Here is a 16,602-nt window from a genome sequence, read left to right as displayed (position 1 = left end):
CGATGAAAATCGATCAACTGAAATCTGCAGTTTGCGATCTCGACCAAAACTCTTTGATTGAATTGGCCCGAACTGCTTTGTCTGAAGTCGCCAAGCACCAAACAACTACACATCATGCAGTAATCGCCGGACTAAGCGATCGTGAACGACTCGAATGGGCAGAAGCGTTCAAGCAGTATCCCGACCCTGCTTGAATTCGTCTATGTGCGGCGGGGTTTACCCCGCCGCCGGGTCCGAAATCCGGCACGCTCGGCGCACGTCCACTCTGCCGTACAAACTTCGAAAACCGCGCCTTGATCATCCCCCAACGCTGGGAATACGACGCCTCCTCCTCCGGCAGGGTCCACACCGCGTGCATGTGATCCGGAAGAACAACCCAAGCATCTATTCCGAACGGTCGCCGCGCCCGCGTCGCCTGAACTGCCTCGCGCAGAATATCGATTTCGTCGACCAACAATGCGCTGCCCCTCTGCGCCAGGCAGACGGTGAAGAAGACAGTTCCTCCGCTAATCTTTGGACGGCGGTAGTTGGGCATGCCGCAATGTTGGAACAGGATGGTTAATGCCGGGTAAGCGGCGGGGTAAACCCCGCCCTACACGACTGACGATAATCGGCTTGTTCGTTTAAACGTCGGGCGGCGAAAGCCGCCCCTCTACATGCGCTTCGAAAACGGCAGAATTCCCCACCTAACACGTTGCAAACGAACCGGAAACTACCTCCCCAATCCGCCCGGAACAAGGGCCGCAGGCCCGCCGGGCGAGCGCTTGACCGGCCCCACCGGGCAGGCGCTTTGTCAAGCCAATCCGCTTCCAGGGGAACTCTTACGGAAGCAGCAGGATAAACTGCCCCCTCAAAGGTCGCTGCGCCTCCCCGCCGGTCAAGCCCCCGCCCGGCTTCGCGCTCACCCCAACAACGCCGTCCCCCACATCCCCAGCGCAAACACCGTATGCGCCACCAGACCCAGGCCGCGCACTTTCGACGGATTCGGCGTCTTTGACGCCGCCCAGCCCAGCCCCATGCCCGGTTGCAGCAGGAACCAGCCCCCGGCAATCGTCACGATCCCCCAGATCCACGCCTGCCAGAACACCGGATCGCCGAACCACGCCCGTCCCACGATCAGCGCAAAGACCACGCCATAGACCACGCCGACGAAGTAGTGGAACGCCAACCCGATCGCGTATTCGCCCCGCATCGGCGCGACCGCGCCGATGTCGTCGTGAAACACCCGGCCCCGGAACAGCCCACCAACCCAGCGGCCCACGTTGCCCCAGTTCGGCACCGGCAATCCGGCCAACCGGTTCAGCAGCCACGCCCAGACATCCATCGCCACGGTTCCGCCGATCCCGATCAGCACACCAGCCCAGATCACACCCATGTTCCATCCCCGGCACGGAAGGTGCCCCAACGGCCCCTCATTTGCATATCACCAGAAACGACGCCAGTTCCTGTTCCGGATCGATGGCATAGGGGTTCAGCACGCAGCTGTCGTTCAGCTTGGCGGTCTGCGCCTGGTAGACGTCTATCGTCTGGGTCGTCGCTTCAAACACGTCGGACATGGTGAGGCTCACGTAATTCTGGCCGCTGTAGGTCGCCACCTTGTGCATCGCGAACAGCAGGGTTTGCGTACCCACCGCGCGGCTGTCCCCGATGCCCATCTGAAAGCGGTCGCCGCTCTGCATCACCTCCAGCGGGTCGGCGACCAGCGTGCTGTCGATCACCGCGCGCCCGCTGTCGGCGGCGGTGGCGGCGTCTGATACTGCAAGAATCGACCGCAGGGTTTCAGACACGCATTTCATGTAGATTTCCTCGGCGTCGTCCACCGGGTCATAGGTCAGCGTCTCCAGCACCATACCCGCCTGATCGGCGTTCAGCGCCGACCCGCGTCCGCCGCGCAGGACCGAAAAGGCCGAACTCAGGCGCGTGTCAAAGCGGGTCTGGGTCTCAAGGTTGAAACCGGCCGCGCAAATCGCCCCCGCCGCGCGGATGACAGAAACATCGATGTCCTGGGCAGAGGCCGGCGACGTCAGGCCGACGAGGGCGCAAATCGCGCCGAAAAGGGGACGATACCTCATGGAAATCACTCCTGTGGAAACTGCGGCAAGGCTACCAAAGGGCCCCCCGCCTTCCAAGCCCGTTCGTTACCGAAGGGTAAAACCGCGCCTGTAACCCCTTGATTTTGCATTCCCCCTAACCTGTCCACGCGTGGACACCCCGCGTCAGGCCGGTTTCATGATACCCTTAGGTCAGGCCCCATTTTTTCGGGGGGCCGATTCTGGAGGAGAAAATCATGTTTTTCACCCGTTTCACCGCCCTAGCGGCGGGTTTTGTTCTATTTGCCACGCCCACCCTTTCCGAAACCATCGACGCCGCCGGCACAGGACACGGAAAATCCACCGCCACGCCGGTCCCCGTGAGCGAGGGCCTTGTCATGGTCCACGCCACCTCGATGTATGACCGCTTCGAGACGGAAGACCCGAACAATCCCTTCGCCAGCGCCAAGGGCCCCTGCTTCGGCTCGATCCTGATCGACAAGGGCGCCGTCTCGGGCGAAGGCCTGTGCCACTACACCGACGGCGACGGCGACGTGGCCGCGATCAAGTGGATGGCCAAGGGCATGAGCGCCGAAGGCCGCACACAGGGCGACTGGATGGTCCTTGGCGGCACCGGAAAATGGGCCACGACAAGCGGCGGCGGCACCTTTGACGCCGGGGGCGATCCCTATACCAACAATGTCACCGGCGAGATGACCCGGAATTGAGTTCGGAGGGGGCGCCGACCCGGGCGCCCCCTTTCATCGCGGCCCATCCTGGACAGTCCCGGCCTATTTCCCTCAGCTCCGGCAAAGGCCCGCCAGCCCCCCGCATCGCCGTCAAATCATCTTGCTCCGACTCGGCAAATCTGCGATGCGCCGCCTCGCGACGTGACCACTATCGCCAACCTGTCTCCCATACGGTGACAGAGCAACCGATACTGCTCTGACCGGCGCCGGGCCGCAGCATTCCCGCGTGCGGCAACCCCACAGGAGACCCACGGAATGGCCACTGGCACCGTGAAATGGTTCAACACCACCAAGGGCTACGGCTTCATCGCGCCCGATGGCGGCGGCAAGGACATCTTCGTCCATATCTCCGCTGTCGAACGTTCGGGCCTGACCGGCCTTCAGGACAACCAGAAAGTCAGCTTCGAGCTGCGCACCGGCAAGGACGGCCGCGACACCGCTGCTGACCTGCAACTGCTGTGACAGGAATTCCGGGACCGGCCCCTTTGGCCGGTCTCATCCCTCGGGCGGGACCGCCCGCTTGTTTCCGTCCTCGTCTATGGCGACGAAGGTAAAGACCGCCTCGGTCACCTTTTCCTGTTTGCCGATCCTGTCGCGCAGCACCCAGGCCTCCAGCGCGATCCCCATCGAGGTTCGGCCGATCCGCGCGATCCGGGCATAGACGCAGAGCACATCGCCGATCTTCACCGGGCGGATGAATTTCATCGCATCGACGGCGATCGTCGCCACCCGGCCTTGGGCACGCTGCCCCGCGATGATCCCGCTGGCAATGTCCATCTGGGACAGCACCCAGCCGCCAAAGATATCGCCATTCACATTGGCATCCTTGGGCATCGCGATGGTCTGAAGCGTCAGTTCGCCGCTTGGGCCGTGATCGTCCATTGCCATGCTCCCGTTGGTCCCGTTCAAGGCCGTCCTGTTCAAGCCTGCCCCACAATCCGGCCTGAGGCCAGAGCAGAGACTACTTCAGCGCCCGGTTCAGAAAGAGCCCCGCCCCGGCAATCAGCAGCCCCATCAGTCCCAGAACCGCCGCGTGTAGCGTGCCAAACAGATCCTGCCGGTTCGCCATCGGTTGCCCACCCACGATGCGCAGCCGGATCTCTGAGCCGGGCGGATAGGTCTCCACCACGGCGCGGGCACGGTCGGCGTCGCCCCGTTGACCGACGGCGTGAAATCCCTTGACCGCAACCAGCCTGTCGCTGTCACGCGGCCATTCCACCGTGATCACCGGATCGGTCCGCGTGGTGCCGTTGCCCACCGGAGAGGTGACAACGTCTGCGTTTTCGACGACCAGTGTCGCCCGCGGGCTGAACAGGGACAGGGGCGGCGGATCGCCCAGACGGGCGCTGACAGTGGCCATCCAGATCAGGACAAGCCCCGCCGCCAACACCCCGTATCGCACCGCACCGATCAGCATCGCCGCACCTTTCTTGCTGCCCTCAACGCCGGGTTCGCGCCCGGCCTCTTGTCATCACTCTGTTCTATCAACCGCGGACTCATACGCGGCACGGGACAAGCGGCCCAGACCGCAATCCCCACAGGCGATCCATCTCTATCGCGCAGGGTTGTCGCAAAGAGCGGCCGCGCTCAAGTGGATTGATCTGGACACGGCAGAACCCTTGCCCCCCCTTGCGCGGCCCCCGTTCCATGGTCTTGATGGTCAGGAAAACCGGAGGTCCCGACCATGCTGCACAACATCCCCGCCATCCTGTCACCCGACATCCTGCATTGCCTGCGGGCCATGGGGCATGGCGATGAACTGGTCATCGCGGACGCGAATTTTCCCGCCTACTCAATGGGCTGCCCGGTACATCGGCTGGATGGGATCACCGCCACAGACACGCTGAAGGCGGTCCTGACCCTGATGCCTCTGGACAGTTTCGTGACGGCCCCGGCCCATACCATGCAGGTGGTTGGCGACGCCTCGGCCAAACCGGAAATCGTCAAGGAATTTCAGGGCATTATCGACCAGACCGCCGACAATCCGGCGCCGATTGCCACGTTGGAACGCTTTGCCTTCTACGAACGTGCCAAGACCTGTTTTGCCGTGATTCAGACCGGCGAAACAAGGCTTTATGGAAACATCATCCTGACCAAGGGGGTCATTCCGCCAAAGTGAACCGGTTGGTATGGTTTTCGTGACTGTCGGGAATCTGCGCCCTGCCTCATCTTGGAAGACAGAGAAGGAGAGCCAAGATGACCAAGCAAATCCATCCCCGCCCCGCACAGCACAAGACCCCGGTTCCCGGCCACCGCAACAAGCCCAAGACCTACCGCTTTACCGATTGGGCGGCCTTCTGATCCGCCCGATCACCCCACTGATTTGAAGACCCTTTTTCGAACAGCCATTACCATCGCCGGCCCGTTTTCAGCCCGGCACATCCCAACCGATCGGTCAGCGCCTACAGACCCGCGATTTCGCGGATCCCTGTCACGATCTGCTCTACGCCTTCGCCGTGCCGCAGCGCCGAAAAGACAAAGGGCCGCCCGGCACGGACCCGCGTGGCGTCCCGCTCCATCACCTCCAGCGAGGCGCCCACATGAGGCGCCAGATCGGTCTTGTTGATCACCAGCAGGTCCGAGCGCGTGATCGCCGGTCCGCCCTTGCGCGGGATTTCTTCCCCTGCCGCCACGTCGATAACGTAGACCGTCAGGTCCGCCAGTTCCGGGCTGAAGGTCGCCGACAGGTTGTCCCCCCCGGATTCGATCAGCACCACTTGCACCTCTGGGTGCCGCTGCCGCATCTCGGCGACGGCAGCAAGATTGATGGACGCATCTTCGCGGATCGCCGTATGCGGGCAGCCCCCGGTCTCGACCCCAATCACCCGGTCAGCGGGCAGGATCTGCATCCGCATCAGCGCTTCGGCATCCTCCTGCGTGTAGATGTCATTGGTGATCACACCGATGGAAAACTCATCCTTCAGCCGTTCGGCCAGACGCGCGGTCAGGGTGGTCTTGCCCGCACCGACGGGTCCGCCGATGCCGATCCGAAGGGGGCCGTTCATTTGGGTCATGATTGGAAAAGCCTCGGTTCCAAGGTCTCGTGTTTCATCGCGGCGATATCCGACAGGAAGGTATTGGAGGACATCTCTTCCAGCGTCATCCCGCCCGTCCGCGCCGCCACCTCTGCGCATAGTGGCGACAGGCGCGCCAGAACGCCCTGCGCCGCCGTCTGCCCAAGGGGCATCAACCGCTGCGCCGCCGACACAAGGTTGCCGGTGAAGGCCTGCAGATAGAGGGCGGCAACCGCCTCCGGCTCCATCCCCACCTGCCGCGCCGCCGAACCCAGTGCCACCGGCAACAGCACCGCGGGCAGGTCCAGCGCCCAGACCTCTGCCGTCACCTGCGCGAATGCCGAACCTTGCCGCTCTGCCTCTCGCAGGCGTTCGCGCGCGGGCTGCCATGCCCGCGCCAATGCGTCCAGCTCCTCCGCTGGGTGCTCCCCCCGCCATGCCAGCCAGATCCACAGGGCATCGGCCTTGCCCGACCCCTCGGTCAGAACGTCGGCCAGCCATGCCTCCAGCGTGGCGGCATCCGTGACCCAGCCGTCCCGCACCGCCGTTTCCAACCCGTGCGAATAGGCAAAGGACCCGACCGGATAAGCCGGGGACAGCCATTGCGTCAGCGTCAGCAGGTTTGCGTCAATGGGCATGGGCGGTGTGGCCATGTTCATGGCTATGCGTGCGACCGTGGCCATAGGCTCCGCCTTCGGGCGTGAACGGCTCCACCACCTCCGAAACACCTGCCCCCAGATGCTCCAGCATGTGGCGGATCACCGGGTCGCGCTGGATCAACAGCCGCCCTTTGGCGATCTGGCAGGGGGTGTGGCGGTTGCCGATGTGCCAGGCCAGCCGCGGCAGATCGCCGGTGACGGCCAGCAGCTCTTCCTCGGCGGCGATGATCTCGATCTTCCGGCCGTCGGCACGCTCCAACGCGTCGCCGTGGTCCAGAGAGGTCGTCTGTTCCAGATCGACGACGAACCGCTCTCCGCCCACGGTCGTCAGCACCTTGCGGCGCAGGAACCGTTCGTCATAGGTCAGCCGGCAGGTATCATGCGCACCGGACCACGCCCCGGCACGGTGCAGGGTCTGGGCGACGGGTAGTTCGCTCACTCGATCACCTCGATGTTGGAATAGATGTAGCGGGTCGCCCCGTCCACGCTGTCACTGCCGACGTAATAGGCAAAGCCGAATTCCGGCAGGTAATACAGATAGTCGATCGTCTCGGTCTCATCCGGGCTATAGCGGACCTCGGCCACGATCATCTCATATTCGCAGGCGCCGAAATTGAGCAGGCTTTTCTGACCAAAGCTGTAGATCTGCTGCTCCTTGTCCAGATCGCCCGCGTAATTGACCACCACATCATAGGTGACGCTCGCGCCCGGCTCCGGCACCTTTAGATCCTCCGGCTTGCCCGGAAAAGCATAGGTCGTGCGCGTGCTCAGATCCGGAGTCCCGTCGATGACATCCACGTATTCCAGCAGATAGACCCCCTGCCCCAGCAGGTTGCGCGTCACGTCCCCCTGTGCGGTGATATACAGCACCTCTATCAGGCCTGCGGATTGCCGACGGTATTCCTCGGTGTCGGTGCCATCCACGGTGAAACGGATGCCTTTGCCCATGTCGTCGGCCACGGGGCATGCCATCGCCATTGGCGCGGCCAGACACAGGCAGGATGCAAGGACGTGGAAGCGCATGATAGTTCTCCGTTCATCGGGGCGTGGCAGGGTTCAGCGCCGACGGTCATCGCCGCTATACCCTGCACCTTGCGGGACCCGGCCCTGAGGATCAAGCAACCAGAGACAGCGCTCAGAAGAGGAAGTAGCGCTGCGCCATCGGCAGTTCGCTGGCTGGTTCGCAGGTCAGCAACTCGCCATTCGCGCGCACCTCGTAGGTTTCCGGGTTCACCTCGACCTCTGGCGTGGCGTCGTTCAACAGCAGGTCCTTCTTGCCGATCCCGCGCGTGTTGCGCACCGCCACCGTCTGCTTGGCCAGTCCCAGCGCCTTGCCGATCCCCTCGGCCTGCGCAGCCTCCGACACGAAGGTGACGGCAGAGTTTTCCACGCTGCGCCCGTAGGCCCCGAACATGGGGCGCGAATAGACCGGCTGCGGCGTCGGGATAGAGGCGTTGGGATCGCCCATCTGCGCACAGACAATGGTGCCACCGATCAGCACCATCTCCGGCTTCACCCCGAAAAAGGCCGGGCTCCACAGCACCAGGTCGGCGCGCTTGCCCTCTTCGATGCTGCCGATCTCATGTGACAGACCATGCGCAATCGCCGGATTGATGGTGTATTTGGCGATATAGCGGCGGACGCGGAAATTGTCGTTGTCGCCGACCTCCTCGGCCAACCGCCCGCGTTGCTTCTTCATCTTGTCGGCGGTTTGCCAGGTGCGGATCAGCACCTCACCCACGCGGCCCATGGCCTGACTGTCCGACGCGATGATCGAAAACGCGCCCATGTCGTGCAGGATATCCTCGGCGGCGATGGTCTCACGCCGGATGCGGCTTTCGGCAAAGGCCACGTCCTCGGGGATCGACTTGTCGAGGTGGTGACAGACCATGAGCATGTCCAGATGCTCTTCGAGCGTGTTGACCGTAAAAGGCCGCGTCGGGTTGGTCGAGGACGGCAAGACATGCTCTTCGCCACAGATCTTGATGATGTCCGGCGCGTGGCCACCGCCCGCGCCCTCGGTGTGAAAGGCATGGATGGTGCGGCCCTTCATGGCCTTCACGGTGTTTTCCACGAAACCGCTTTCGTTCAGCGTATCTGTGTGGATCATCACCTGCACGTCCATCGCGTCGGCTACGCTCAGGCAGCAGTCGATGGCACCGGGCGTCGTGCCCCAGTCTTCGTGCAGTTTCAGACTACAAGCACCGCCCAAAACCTGCTCTTCCAGCCCTGCAGGCAAAGACGCGTTCCCTTTGCCTGCAAAGGCAAGGTTCATCGGAAAAGCATCCGCCGCCTGCAGCATCCGCCCGATATGCCAGGGGCCCGGCGTGCAGGTGGTGGCCAGCGTGCCATGCGCCGGGCCCGTGCCGCCGCCCAGCATGGTGGTCAGGCCCGAATGCAGGGCATCCTCGATCTGCTGCGGGCAGATGAAGTGAATGTGGCTGTCGAACCCGCCCGCGGTCAGGATCTTGCCCTCTCCGGCAATCGCCTCGGTCCCGGGGCCAACGATGATATCCACGCCCGGCTGCGTGTCCGGGTTGCCTGCCTTGCCGATCTTGTGAATGCGCCCGTTCTTCAGGCCCACGTCCGCCTTGTAAACGCCGGAATGGTCGACGATCAGCGCATTGGTGATGACCGTGTCCACGGCCCCCTCCGCCCGTGTCGTCTGAGCCTGCCCCATGCCGTCGCGGATCACCTTGCCGCCGCCGAACTTGACCTCTTCGCCATAGGTGGTGAGGTCCTTCTCCACCTCAATGATCAGATCGGTATCGGCCAGCCGCACCCGGTCCCCGGTGGTGGGGCCAAACATGGCGGCATAGTCGGCGCGTTTGATGGTGGCTGGCATGGATTAACCTTTTCTTCGCGTTTGAACGAGTGCGACCGCATTTGCCGCGCTCTTCGACAGGACTTTTTGAGGATCAACTCTTTTCATGTGTCCGATGATTCAAAATTGTATTTGGAAGCGAATCATATTGTGCCTAATGAACTAGATGTCTCAAAGCAGAGGGCATCCAATGTCGAGCACAGCCTTCCTGGCCGAGGCCCTCCCCACACTCTTTTTTCTTTCCACCCTCCGCCGCTGGCGCGCGGGCGGGGGCTTCTGCCCGGCCGGGGCCGCGCGCGGGCCAGCCCCCGCCCGCCCCCATGGGCGGGGGCTTCACCCCCACCCGCGGTCGAGGACTGCCCGGCTCTGATGTCCTGCGACATCCAAGTCATTCCTTGAACGCCTCGTCGACCGGCACCTGCAGGGCACTGGCCAGCGCATTGGTCTGGCTCGCCATCCCGACCACGGCCAGCAACTCGCCATACATCCCGGGCGTCATTCCCTTGGCGCGGGCTGCGGCCGTGTGCGAATGGGCGCAGTATTCACAGCCATTGCTGGCCGAGACCGCCACGTAGAGCATCTCCTTCACCAGCGGATCCAAGGCCCCCGGCCCCATCACCACCTTCAGCCGCTCCCACGTCGCCTTCAGCAGCGCCGGATCATGCGCCAGCGCCCGCCAGAAATTGTTGACATAATCCGTCCCCCGCACCGCGCGGATGTCCTCGAACACCGCCAGCGCCTCGGGTGACAGCTCCTCATCGGACAACAGCCGAACCGTCGCCATCAGGGCCTCCTCTTGGGGCCGCGCTTGGCAAGCCGCACCACGTTGGACCGGGTCTTGCGCCGGAGCGGGGCGATGGCGGCGGCCATCGGGTCGCCACCATTCATCGCCGCCATCGACGCTGCATTCATCGCCTTGGCAAAAGCCGCGGATTTTTCGCTCACCATGAGGCTGTTCTCACGCGGACTGACCGACCAGAACCCGGCCATCCCCATCAGACGCATGGAAATCACCGCCTGCGCCTCGGCCGTCATCCAGGCCAGATGCGCCATATTTATCCATAGATCGAACGGGGAAAACCGGGCCATTTCTTACACCATCGCAAATATGCGGGCAGGCCCACCAGAGCCGCGCGCGTGTTTCGGAGCACCCACGATCAGGGTCGCCCCGGCCGCAGGTACGTTGCCAAGATTGGCAAGGTTCTCGATCCCGTAACGGTTGGTCGGCAACCAGGCGTAATGGGTCTCGAAGGTGGTCGAATTGCCTGGATCCAGCGACAGGGTGTCAGCGGCGATCGCCACCGTTCCGGTCTCTTCCATCAGCATCTGGGCCGCTTCGACGTGGAAGCCGGGGAAATGCATCATCCCGTCCCCGTCGGCGTTGCGGTATCCCTCCCCGGTGACCTTGGCCGCCCAGCCGGAATCCATCGCGACACAGGCCCCATCCGGGATATCGCCATGCGCGGCGATCCATGCCTTCAGGTCGTCCGGCGTCACCATCGTGTCGGCATCCTCGGCGGCGCGGGCAGCGATGTCGATCTTGACCAGCGGACAGACAAGGTTTTCCACCGGGATCTCATCCACCGACTGCCCGTCCGCAGAGAAATGCAAAGGCGCATCCACATGGGTGCCGGTGTGTTCGTTCATCGTCAGACTGAACAGGTTGAACCCGTCCTGCGCGAAATCCGCGCCCTTTTCATAGGAAATCCCCGGCACGCCGAAATAGGTCGGAAAGCTTTCGTCATAGGTATGGGTCATGTCCATGACGCCCCCGCCATGGCTGGCCGCCTGCGCCGGTCGCGCGCCCGCCCCAAGGGCCGCAGCCGCGCCCAGCGCCGCGCTGGCCTGAAAGAACGAACGCCGCGACAGCATCCGTTCCTTGACCGACTTCATCACGCAAATGTCGCACATGGTCTTTCCTCCCGGTTGATAATCCGGACAGTCTCCACCGACTCAGGCGGGCCCGTCCAGCGCGCCCATCACCTTTTGGTTGAAACCATAGATCCGGCGCGCGCCGGAAATCGGGATCAGCTGCACCTCGCGCGCCTGCCCCGGCTCGAACCGCACCGCCGTTCCGGCCGCGATATCCAGCCGACAGCCCCGCGCAGCGTCGCGGTCGAAGTCCAGCGCCCCGTTGGCCTCTGCGAAATGATAGTGCGACCCCACCTGCACCGGGCGGTCGCCGGTATTGGCGACCTTCAGCGTGATCGCCTCGCGGCCCTCGTTCAGGGTCAGGGTGCCCTCGGCGGGCATCACCTCTCCGGGGATCATCGACGGGCCCAGATCACCAGCGCGGTCGCGATCAGCGCCACCGCCGGCAACAGCGCCAGCCAGCTTTCCGCGCCATGCGGATGCAGGTGCCCGCCCCCATGTGCCAGCGCGGGTGTGGCCAGAACGGCGGCGGAAAATGTCATCAGTGTCTTCATCTCTGTCCCCTGTCTTCTTCTCTTTGGAAAATACGCAAATTCACCGGATCGGATTGTGCACCGTCACCAGCTTGGTGCCGTCCGGAAAGGTCGCCTCGACCTGCACTTCGTGGATCATCTCGGCGATGCCCTCCATGCACTGTTCGCGGGTGATCACCTCCGCTCCCGCCTGCATCAGGTCGGCCACCGACCGCCCGTCGCGCGCGCCCTCGACCACCGCGTCGGTGATCAGGGCAATCGCCTCGGGGTGGTTCAGCTTCACGCCGCGGGCCAGTCGCTTGCGCGCCACCTCGGCGGCCATCGCGACCAGCAGCTTGTCTTTTTCGCGCGGGGTCAGTTGCATGGTGTCAGAGTCTCCACGAAATCGGCAATGTGTCCCGGCTGAGCCGGTCAAGTATCGGCAGCAGGCTGCGCCGCAAGGCCATGCCGTCCTCCGCCAGCAGTCGAACCGCCAGCGTGTCGGGACGCAAGAGCGAAACGCCCCCGGTCGCGGGCAACATGCGCCGCATTGGCTCCAGGTGCGCCTCCGCCTCGGGCGCGACGAAGACAAGACTGACCATGGCGCAGGCGTCGCCGCCAACCGCGCGGCGGGCCATGCGCGCCTGCAGGTCCCCCTCCAGCGACATCGCATCCAGATACAGCGGTGCGCCCTCGCGCCAGACCTCGATCCGGTCTCGAAAGGTGACATCGTGCAGGCGTTCGCCCATGGCCGTCCGGCCAAAGATCACCGGCTCGACCAGCAACAGCCGCGCGTCCCCGGCCAGGTCGACCCGCAGGCGGCGGTGCAGGCGCGCGCCTTCGAACAGGATCAGTTCCTGCGGCAACCAGTGCAGGGCGCTGCCCGGCCCCGCCGACAGCTGCGTCGTCACGCGCGCCACATCGGCGGAGGCGCGATAGGCCCGCTCCGCCGCCTGCGTCGTCAGCGTCAGGGCCGATCCGGCCCCCGCGCCCGCCCGCAGGTCCAGACTGTCGCCGCCCGTCAGACCGCCGGAGGTATTGATTACAATCGCCTCGACCGCATCGGCGCATCTGGGAAACAGGGTGCGCAAACAGCCCGAGGTGCGCAGGCGGTCGATCGCGGACACCGTGCCGCGCGCCTTGGTCGTCAGCTCCAGCGTGCCGCGCGCACGGGGCAATAAAACGCCACCCGGCGCGCCGTCTGCCACTTCTTTGCGCAAATGCAGTGTCACTGTTCCCCCGGCGACATTTCTTGCCCCGATACCGCCATCCAGAACGTCGCATTGCAACCGAATCCCGGGATTCCCCCCAAGAGCGCCCGGCGTCACCGATCAAAAATTAATCATCTTGCAGTAATACCGCACAAAAATCAGGCACAAACCGGAGTCTCCGCCCCCCGCACCGCCGCAAGATTGACCAAACGAAAGCTGGGCCAGATGACTCGTGGCACCCCGTCCGGGAGGCAAACGCAACCGGGATGAGGGTGTGTGACGACCCACGCGCATTCCACCTCGAATGGGCCGCCACACGGGATGCAACTTTATAGTTGCGGGGGATGACCTAACGCGTCCGGGGGACTTGGCGCAAGGACTCGCCCGCGGGGAGACAGAAATGAACCGTTTCACGAAACTGCTGTCCGGTGCTGCCGCACTGGCCATCGTCGCCGGTAGCGCAAGCGCGCAGGATTGCACCGTCAAGGTCGGCGTGCTGCACTCGCTGTCCGGCACCATGGCGATCTCGGAAACCACGCTCAAAGACACCATCGAAATGCTGGTCGACCAGCAGAACGACAAGGGCGGCCTGCTGGGCTGTGAACTTGAAGCGGTCGTCGTCGACCCGGCCTCCGACTGGCCGCTGTTTGCCGAAAAGGCGCGCGAACTGCTGACCGTACATGAGGTCGACGTGATCTTCGGCAATTGGACCTCGGTGTCGCGCAAATCCGTGCTGCCCGTGATCGAAGAACTGAACGGCCTGCTGTTCTACCCGGTCCAGTACGAAGGCGAAGAATCCTCGAAAAACGTCTTCTACACCGGCGCCGCTCCGAACCAGCAGGCGATCCCGGCGGTCGACTACTTCCTCGAAGAACTGGGCGTCGAGAAATTCGCGCTGCTCGGCACCGACTACGTCTACCCTCGGACCACCAACAACATCCTTGAATCCTACCTGAAGTCGAAGGGCATCGCCGAAGAGGATATCTTCGTCAACTACACCCCCTTCGGTCACTCCGACTGGGCCACCATCGTGTCCGACGTCGTCGCCCTGGGTGAAGACGGCAAGATGGTCGGCGTGATCTCCACCATCAACGGCGACGCCAACATCGGCTTCTACAAGGAACTGGCCGCAGCAGGCATTTCCGCGGACGATATCCCCGTCGTGGCCTTCTCGGTCGGTGAAGAAGAGCTGTCCGGCCTCGACACCTCCAACCTCGTCGGCCACCTCGCCGCGTGGAACTACTTCCAGTCCGCCGAAACCGACGCCAACGCCGAGTTCATCGCAACCTGGAAGGCCCGCATGGGCGAAGACCGCGTGACCAACGACCCGATGGAAGCCCATTACATCGGCTTCAACATGTGGGTGAACGCCGTCACCGCCGCAGGCACCACCGATGTGGATGCCGTGCGCACCGCGATGTACGGGCAGGAATTCCCGAACCTGACCGGTGGCACCGCCGTCATGCTGCCGAACCACCACCTGACCAAGCCGGTCCTGATCGGCGAGATCACCGCAGACGGTCAGTTCGACATCATCAGCCAGACCGACCCGGTGCCGGGCGATGCATGGACCGACTTCCTGCCGGAATCGGCTGTGCTGAAGTCCGATTGGAAAGACCTCGGCTGCGGCATGTACAACACCGAGACCTCGACCTGCGTGCAGATCAAGTCGAACTACTGACCTGATCCCTGCGGGGCGTCCCCACGCCGCCCCGCAAGCCCGCACAAACCGCGCGGGGCGGTTCGCCGCCCCGCCGCCTTTCCCTCTGACAGACAGGCCGTTTCATGCTCCGTGTCCTTCTCGCGGTATCTGTGCTCCTTTGGCTGCCGGCAGCCGGTTTTGCGCAGGATCTGCAAACCCTTCTGCAAGAGCATCAGGCGCAGGTCGCCAAGCCCTCGCGCAGCAAGGTCGGCCCGGTGCTAGAGGCGCTGTCTGCCTCCGGTCTGCCTGAGGTGCCCGAATTTCTCGAACGCTGGCAGGACAAAAATGTCTACGCCCGCAAGGACGACGGCCTGTTCTTCTTCGTGCAGGAAACCGGCGATACCGTCACCCTGCTGGACATTTCCACCGCCGAGCCGGTCGAAACCGGCGTCGCCCCCGGGGCGCTGCAACAGATCAAACCCAACGGCGGCGTGCGCCGCGCAATTGCCGAGGCGCTGGTCCAGTTTCAGCTCTCCGACCCGGACATCGCCCGCCGCACCGACGCCGTCGACGCCATCTCCCGTGGCCTGGACCCCAGCCAGATCGCGCCGCTGGCCGCCTCGATCGAGGGCGAACCGGACGCCGCGCTGAAATTGCGCAAGACCCGCCTGCTGAACTACCTCGCCGCCCGCTTTGGAGAGACGCCCGAGGCCCGCATCGAAGCCGTCAAAGCCCTGTCCGAAGATCTCTCCGTCGAAGGCCGCGCCGTTCTCTCGCAGATCCTCGCCACCAAGACGGAGATCGCCCAGACCATTCCCGACGGGACCAACGTCAAACGCACTCTCACCCCCGGCACCGACCTGTCCGAGACCGAAGCCTATGCCATGATCGCCAAGGTCGCCGGTGCCCCGGCCCTGCTTGACCCTTCCGACGTGCGCCCGGCCCTCGAAGCGCATGTTTCGGGCGGCAAGGTTGGCGGACAGTCCGTAGCGCAACTCGCCTCCGCCGAGGCACGGCTGCGCGCCTACGACGCGCTGGCCGCCGAAGGCACCGTTCCGCCCCGCGCCACGCCTGAGGTGATCGCCGAAACTCTCGCCGCATGGACCATCTTCGAGGCTTATGACGAACCCGATCCCGCCATCACCGATGCCGCTGAAAGCACGCAGAAGGTGGTGCAGGCCCGCGTCGGCACCAGCCAGGCCGCCGACCTCGCGCTCGACGCCATCTCGCTGGCCTCGATCTACTTCCTCGCCGCCATCGGCCTTGCCATCACCTTTGGCGTGATGGGCGTCATCAACATGGCCCACGGCGAATTCATCATGATGGGCGCCTATACCGGCTATGTCGTGCAGCTGTTCATCCCCGACTACACCCTCTCGCTGATCGTCGCCTTGCCGCTGGCCTTTGCCGTGACGTTCGGCGCGGGTGTGGCGATGGAACGGCTGGTGATCCGCTGGCTCTATCACCGCCCCCTGGAAACCCTGCTGGCCACCTTCGGTGTCTCCATCGCGCTGCAGCAGCTGGCCAAGAACATCTTCGGCACACAGGCGCGCCCGCTGACCTCTCCCGGCTGGCTGGACGGCGCGTGGCAGATCAACGACGTGATCGCCATCAGCTACATCCGCATCGCGATCTTCGTGCTCGCTCTGCTCTTCCTCTTCCTGCTGCTCTTCATCCTCAAGAAAACCCGCCTCGGGCTGGAGGTGCGCGCCGTGACGCAAAACCCGCGCATGGCCGCCTCGATGGGCATCAACCCCGACCGCATCAAGATGATGACCTTCGGCCTCGGCTCCGGCATCGCGGGCATCGCAGGTGTGGCCATCGGCCTCTATGCCAAGGTCACCTCGGAAATGGGCGCGGACTACATCGTGCAAAGCTTCATGACCGTGGTTGTCGGCGGCGTCGGCAACGTCTGGGGCACCCTCGCCGGTGCCTTCATGATCGGCACGCTGCAAAAGGGGATCGAATGGTTCAACCCGTCCAACACGCTGGCGGCGCAGACCTACATGATCCTCTTCATCATCCTCTTCATCCAGTTCCGCCCCAAGGGCATCGTCGCCCTCAAGGGCCGCGCGGCAGGAGACTGATC

At 63.9% G+C, this 16,602-nt stretch carries 23 protein-coding genes; 6 read left to right on the top strand and 17 right to left on the bottom strand.

Annotated elements, in window-relative coordinates:
• The first annotated feature begins 2 nt into the window (after positions 1–2).
• Positions 3–194, top strand: coding sequence for a hypothetical protein (locus tag ACTXGA_RS08055; protein ID WP_443392709.1), 192 nt, complete (start codon positions 3–5; stop codon positions 192–194).
• Here ACTXGA_RS08055 and ACTXGA_RS08050 read toward each other — a convergent pair.
• The 3 genes from ACTXGA_RS08050 to ACTXGA_RS08040 all read right to left on the bottom strand — a co-directional run bounded on the left by ACTXGA_RS08050 (position 113) and on the right by ACTXGA_RS08040 (position 2,072).
• Positions 113–535: an REP-associated tyrosine transposase gene (locus ACTXGA_RS08050; protein ID WP_443392633.1), complete on the bottom strand. Its 423-nt coding sequence runs from the start codon at positions 533–535 to the stop codon at positions 113–115. The two genes, ACTXGA_RS08055 and ACTXGA_RS08050, sit on opposite strands and share 82 nt — an antisense overlap.
• Before the next feature lie 366 nt (positions 536–901).
• Positions 902–1,375, bottom strand: a complete 474-nt coding sequence (locus ACTXGA_RS08045; protein ID WP_443392632.1) for a DUF2938 family protein — start codon at positions 1,373–1,375, stop codon at positions 902–904.
• Positions 1,376–1,412: 37 nt separating this feature from the next.
• On the bottom strand, positions 1,413–2,072 hold the full coding sequence (locus ACTXGA_RS08040; RefSeq protein ID WP_443392631.1) for a hypothetical protein: 660 nt from the start codon (positions 2,070–2,072) through the stop codon (positions 1,413–1,415).
• 215 nt (positions 2,073–2,287) lie between these two features.
• On the opposite strand from ACTXGA_RS08040, the gene ACTXGA_RS08035 reads away from it, so the two are divergent.
• Both ACTXGA_RS08035 and ACTXGA_RS08030 read left to right on the top strand, forming a co-directional pair.
• A complete protein-coding gene (locus ACTXGA_RS08035; protein ID WP_443392630.1) occupies positions 2,288–2,758 on the top strand; it encodes a hypothetical protein in 471 nt (156 codons plus the stop codon).
• A gap of 276 nt (positions 2,759–3,034) precedes the next feature.
• The gene (locus tag ACTXGA_RS08030; RefSeq protein WP_443392629.1) at positions 3,035–3,241 is read left to right on the top strand and encodes a cold-shock protein; all 207 of its coding nucleotides are present in this window, start codon (positions 3,035–3,037) and stop codon (positions 3,239–3,241) included.
• A 33-nt stretch (positions 3,242–3,274) separates the two neighbouring features.
• On the opposite strand, the gene ACTXGA_RS08025 is transcribed toward ACTXGA_RS08030, so the two are convergent.
• Both ACTXGA_RS08025 and ACTXGA_RS08020 read right to left on the bottom strand, forming a co-directional pair.
• Positions 3,275–3,661, bottom strand: coding sequence for an acyl-CoA thioesterase (locus ACTXGA_RS08025; RefSeq protein ID WP_443392628.1), 387 nt, complete (start codon positions 3,659–3,661; stop codon positions 3,275–3,277).
• A 79-nt stretch (positions 3,662–3,740) separates the two neighbouring features.
• Complete coding sequence (locus tag ACTXGA_RS08020; RefSeq protein ID WP_443392627.1) at positions 3,741–4,196, bottom strand: hypothetical protein; 456 nt, start codon at positions 4,194–4,196, stop codon at positions 3,741–3,743.
• 267 nt (positions 4,197–4,463) lie between these two features.
• Between ACTXGA_RS08020 and ACTXGA_RS08015 the strand changes: the two genes are divergently transcribed.
• Positions 4,464–4,898 (top strand): RbsD/FucU family protein, encoded by a 435-nt coding sequence (locus tag ACTXGA_RS08015; protein WP_443392626.1) that lies wholly within the window; start codon positions 4,464–4,466, stop codon positions 4,896–4,898.
• 283 nt (positions 4,899–5,181) lie between these two features.
• On the opposite strand, the gene ureG is transcribed toward ACTXGA_RS08015, so the two are convergent.
• From ureG to ACTXGA_RS07955, 12 genes are all read right to left on the bottom strand, one after another.
• Positions 5,182–5,793 carry an urease accessory protein UreG gene (gene ureG, locus ACTXGA_RS08010; protein ID WP_443392625.1) on the bottom strand — a complete coding sequence of 204 codons (612 nt, stop codon included), beginning with the start codon at positions 5,791–5,793 and terminating at the stop codon, positions 5,182–5,184.
• The gene (locus tag ACTXGA_RS08005) at positions 5,790–6,425 is read right to left on the bottom strand and encodes an urease accessory protein UreF (RefSeq protein WP_443392705.1); all 636 of its coding nucleotides are present in this window, start codon (positions 6,423–6,425) and stop codon (positions 5,790–5,792) included. The genes ureG and ACTXGA_RS08005 overlap by 4 nt, the downstream gene beginning before the upstream one ends.
• Complete coding sequence (gene ureE / locus ACTXGA_RS08000; RefSeq protein ID WP_443392624.1) at positions 6,421–6,891, bottom strand: urease accessory protein UreE; 471 nt, start codon at positions 6,889–6,891, stop codon at positions 6,421–6,423. The genes ACTXGA_RS08005 and ureE overlap by 5 nt, the downstream gene beginning before the upstream one ends.
• On the bottom strand, positions 6,888–7,475 hold the full coding sequence (locus ACTXGA_RS07995) for a hypothetical protein (RefSeq protein WP_443392623.1): 588 nt from the start codon (positions 7,473–7,475) through the stop codon (positions 6,888–6,890). The genes ureE and ACTXGA_RS07995 overlap by 4 nt, the downstream gene beginning before the upstream one ends.
• A 112-nt stretch (positions 7,476–7,587) precedes the next feature.
• Positions 7,588–9,297, bottom strand: coding sequence for an urease subunit alpha (gene ureC / locus ACTXGA_RS07990; protein WP_443392622.1), 1,710 nt, complete (start codon positions 9,295–9,297; stop codon positions 7,588–7,590).
• A 367-nt stretch (positions 9,298–9,664) separates the two neighbouring features.
• A complete protein-coding gene (locus ACTXGA_RS07985; RefSeq protein ID WP_443392621.1) occupies positions 9,665–10,060 on the bottom strand; it encodes a carboxymuconolactone decarboxylase family protein in 396 nt (131 codons plus the stop codon).
• Positions 10,060–10,365 (bottom strand): antifreeze protein, encoded by a 306-nt coding sequence (locus ACTXGA_RS07980; RefSeq protein ID WP_443392620.1) that lies wholly within the window; start codon positions 10,363–10,365, stop codon positions 10,060–10,062. The genes ACTXGA_RS07985 and ACTXGA_RS07980 overlap by 1 nt, the downstream gene beginning before the upstream one ends.
• 3 nt (positions 10,366–10,368) lie before the next feature.
• The gene (locus ACTXGA_RS07975; protein WP_443392619.1) at positions 10,369–11,187 is read right to left on the bottom strand and encodes a cyclase family protein; all 819 of its coding nucleotides are present in this window, start codon (positions 11,185–11,187) and stop codon (positions 10,369–10,371) included.
• Positions 11,188–11,229: 42 nt separating this feature from the next.
• Positions 11,230–11,547 (bottom strand): urease subunit beta, encoded by a 318-nt coding sequence (locus tag ACTXGA_RS07970; protein WP_443392618.1) that lies wholly within the window; start codon positions 11,545–11,547, stop codon positions 11,230–11,232.
• Entirely contained in the window at positions 11,544–11,702 is a 159-nt protein-coding gene (locus tag ACTXGA_RS07965) for a hypothetical protein (RefSeq protein ID WP_443392617.1), read from the bottom strand. Before ACTXGA_RS07965 ends, ACTXGA_RS07970 begins: the two co-directional genes overlap by 4 nt.
• Positions 11,703–11,742: 40 nt before the next feature.
• A complete protein-coding gene (locus ACTXGA_RS07960) occupies positions 11,743–12,045 on the bottom strand; it encodes an urease subunit gamma (protein WP_443392616.1) in 303 nt (100 codons plus the stop codon).
• A gap of 4 nt (positions 12,046–12,049) precedes the next feature.
• The gene (locus ACTXGA_RS07955; RefSeq protein WP_443392615.1) at positions 12,050–12,892 is read right to left on the bottom strand and encodes an urease accessory protein UreD; all 843 of its coding nucleotides are present in this window, start codon (positions 12,890–12,892) and stop codon (positions 12,050–12,052) included.
• Positions 12,893–13,271: 379 nt separating this feature from the next.
• On the opposite strand from ACTXGA_RS07955, the gene urtA reads away from it, so the two are divergent.
• Together urtA and urtB are read left to right on the top strand one after the other, a co-directional pair.
• Positions 13,272–14,552: an urea ABC transporter substrate-binding protein gene (gene urtA / locus ACTXGA_RS07950; protein WP_443392614.1), complete on the top strand. Its 1,281-nt coding sequence runs from the start codon at positions 13,272–13,274 to the stop codon at positions 14,550–14,552.
• 104 nt (positions 14,553–14,656) lie between these two features.
• The gene (urtB, locus tag ACTXGA_RS07945) at positions 14,657–16,600 is read left to right on the top strand and encodes an urea ABC transporter permease subunit UrtB (RefSeq protein ID WP_443392613.1); all 1,944 of its coding nucleotides are present in this window, start codon (positions 14,657–14,659) and stop codon (positions 16,598–16,600) included.
• Positions 16,601–16,602: the final 2 nt, after the last annotated feature.

It is taken from the genome of Antarctobacter jejuensis (genome assembly GCF_052266595.1).
Taxonomy (GTDB): Bacteria; Pseudomonadota; Alphaproteobacteria; order Rhodobacterales; family Rhodobacteraceae; genus Antarctobacter; species Antarctobacter jejuensis.
The sequence above is the reverse complement of the archived record's forward strand: the minus strand, read 5'-3'. Positions and strand labels throughout refer to the sequence as shown.

Excerpts from the sequence above, each read along its gene's own strand:
- ACTXGA_RS08025 (WP_443392628.1), bottom strand. The coding sequence starts at position 3,661 with ATGGACGATCACGGCCCAAGCGGCGAACTGACGCTTCAGACCATCGCG.
- ACTXGA_RS08020 (WP_443392627.1), bottom strand. The coding sequence starts at position 4,196 with ATGCTGATCGGTGCGGTGCGATACGGGGTGTTGGCGGCGGGGCTTGTC.
- urtB (WP_443392613.1), top strand. The coding sequence starts at position 14,657 with ATGCTCCGTGTCCTTCTCGCGGTATCTGTGCTCCTTTGGCTGCCGGCA.
- ACTXGA_RS07995 (WP_443392623.1), bottom strand. The coding sequence starts at position 7,475 with ATGCGCTTCCACGTCCTTGCATCCTGCCTGTGTCTGGCCGCGCCAATG.
- ACTXGA_RS07980 (WP_443392620.1), bottom strand. The coding sequence starts at position 10,365 with ATGGCCCGGTTTTCCCCGTTCGATCTATGGATAAATATGGCGCATCTG.
- ACTXGA_RS08045 (WP_443392632.1), bottom strand. The coding sequence starts at position 1,375 with ATGGGTGTGATCTGGGCTGGTGTGCTGATCGGGATCGGCGGAACCGTG.
- ACTXGA_RS08030 (WP_443392629.1), top strand. The coding sequence starts at position 3,035 with ATGGCCACTGGCACCGTGAAATGGTTCAACACCACCAAGGGCTACGGC.
- ACTXGA_RS07975 (WP_443392619.1), bottom strand. The coding sequence starts at position 11,187 with ATGTGCGACATTTGCGTGATGAAGTCGGTCAAGGAACGGATGCTGTCG.
- ureC (WP_443392622.1), bottom strand. The coding sequence starts at position 9,297 with ATGCCAGCCACCATCAAACGCGCCGACTATGCCGCCATGTTTGGCCCC.
- ACTXGA_RS08050 (WP_443392633.1), bottom strand. The coding sequence starts at position 535 with ATGCCCAACTACCGCCGTCCAAAGATTAGCGGAGGAACTGTCTTCTTC.
- ACTXGA_RS08040 (WP_443392631.1), bottom strand. The coding sequence starts at position 2,072 with ATGAGGTATCGTCCCCTTTTCGGCGCGATTTGCGCCCTCGTCGGCCTG.
- ACTXGA_RS07985 (WP_443392621.1), bottom strand. The coding sequence starts at position 10,060 with ATGGCGACGGTTCGGCTGTTGTCCGATGAGGAGCTGTCACCCGAGGCG.
- ACTXGA_RS07965 (WP_443392617.1), bottom strand. The coding sequence starts at position 11,702 with ATGAAGACACTGATGACATTTTCCGCCGCCGTTCTGGCCACACCCGCG.
- ACTXGA_RS08015 (WP_443392626.1), top strand. The coding sequence starts at position 4,464 with ATGCTGCACAACATCCCCGCCATCCTGTCACCCGACATCCTGCATTGC.
- ureG (WP_443392625.1), bottom strand. The coding sequence starts at position 5,793 with ATGACCCAAATGAACGGCCCCCTTCGGATCGGCATCGGCGGACCCGTC.
- ACTXGA_RS08035 (WP_443392630.1), top strand. The coding sequence starts at position 2,288 with ATGTTTTTCACCCGTTTCACCGCCCTAGCGGCGGGTTTTGTTCTATTT.
- ACTXGA_RS07960 (WP_443392616.1), bottom strand. The coding sequence starts at position 12,045 with ATGCAACTGACCCCGCGCGAAAAAGACAAGCTGCTGGTCGCGATGGCC.
- ACTXGA_RS07970 (WP_443392618.1), bottom strand. The coding sequence starts at position 11,547 with ATGATCCCCGGAGAGGTGATGCCCGCCGAGGGCACCCTGACCCTGAAC.
- urtA (WP_443392614.1), top strand. The coding sequence starts at position 13,272 with ATGAACCGTTTCACGAAACTGCTGTCCGGTGCTGCCGCACTGGCCATC.
- ACTXGA_RS08055 (WP_443392709.1), top strand. The coding sequence starts at position 3 with ATGAAAATCGATCAACTGAAATCTGCAGTTTGCGATCTCGACCAAAAC.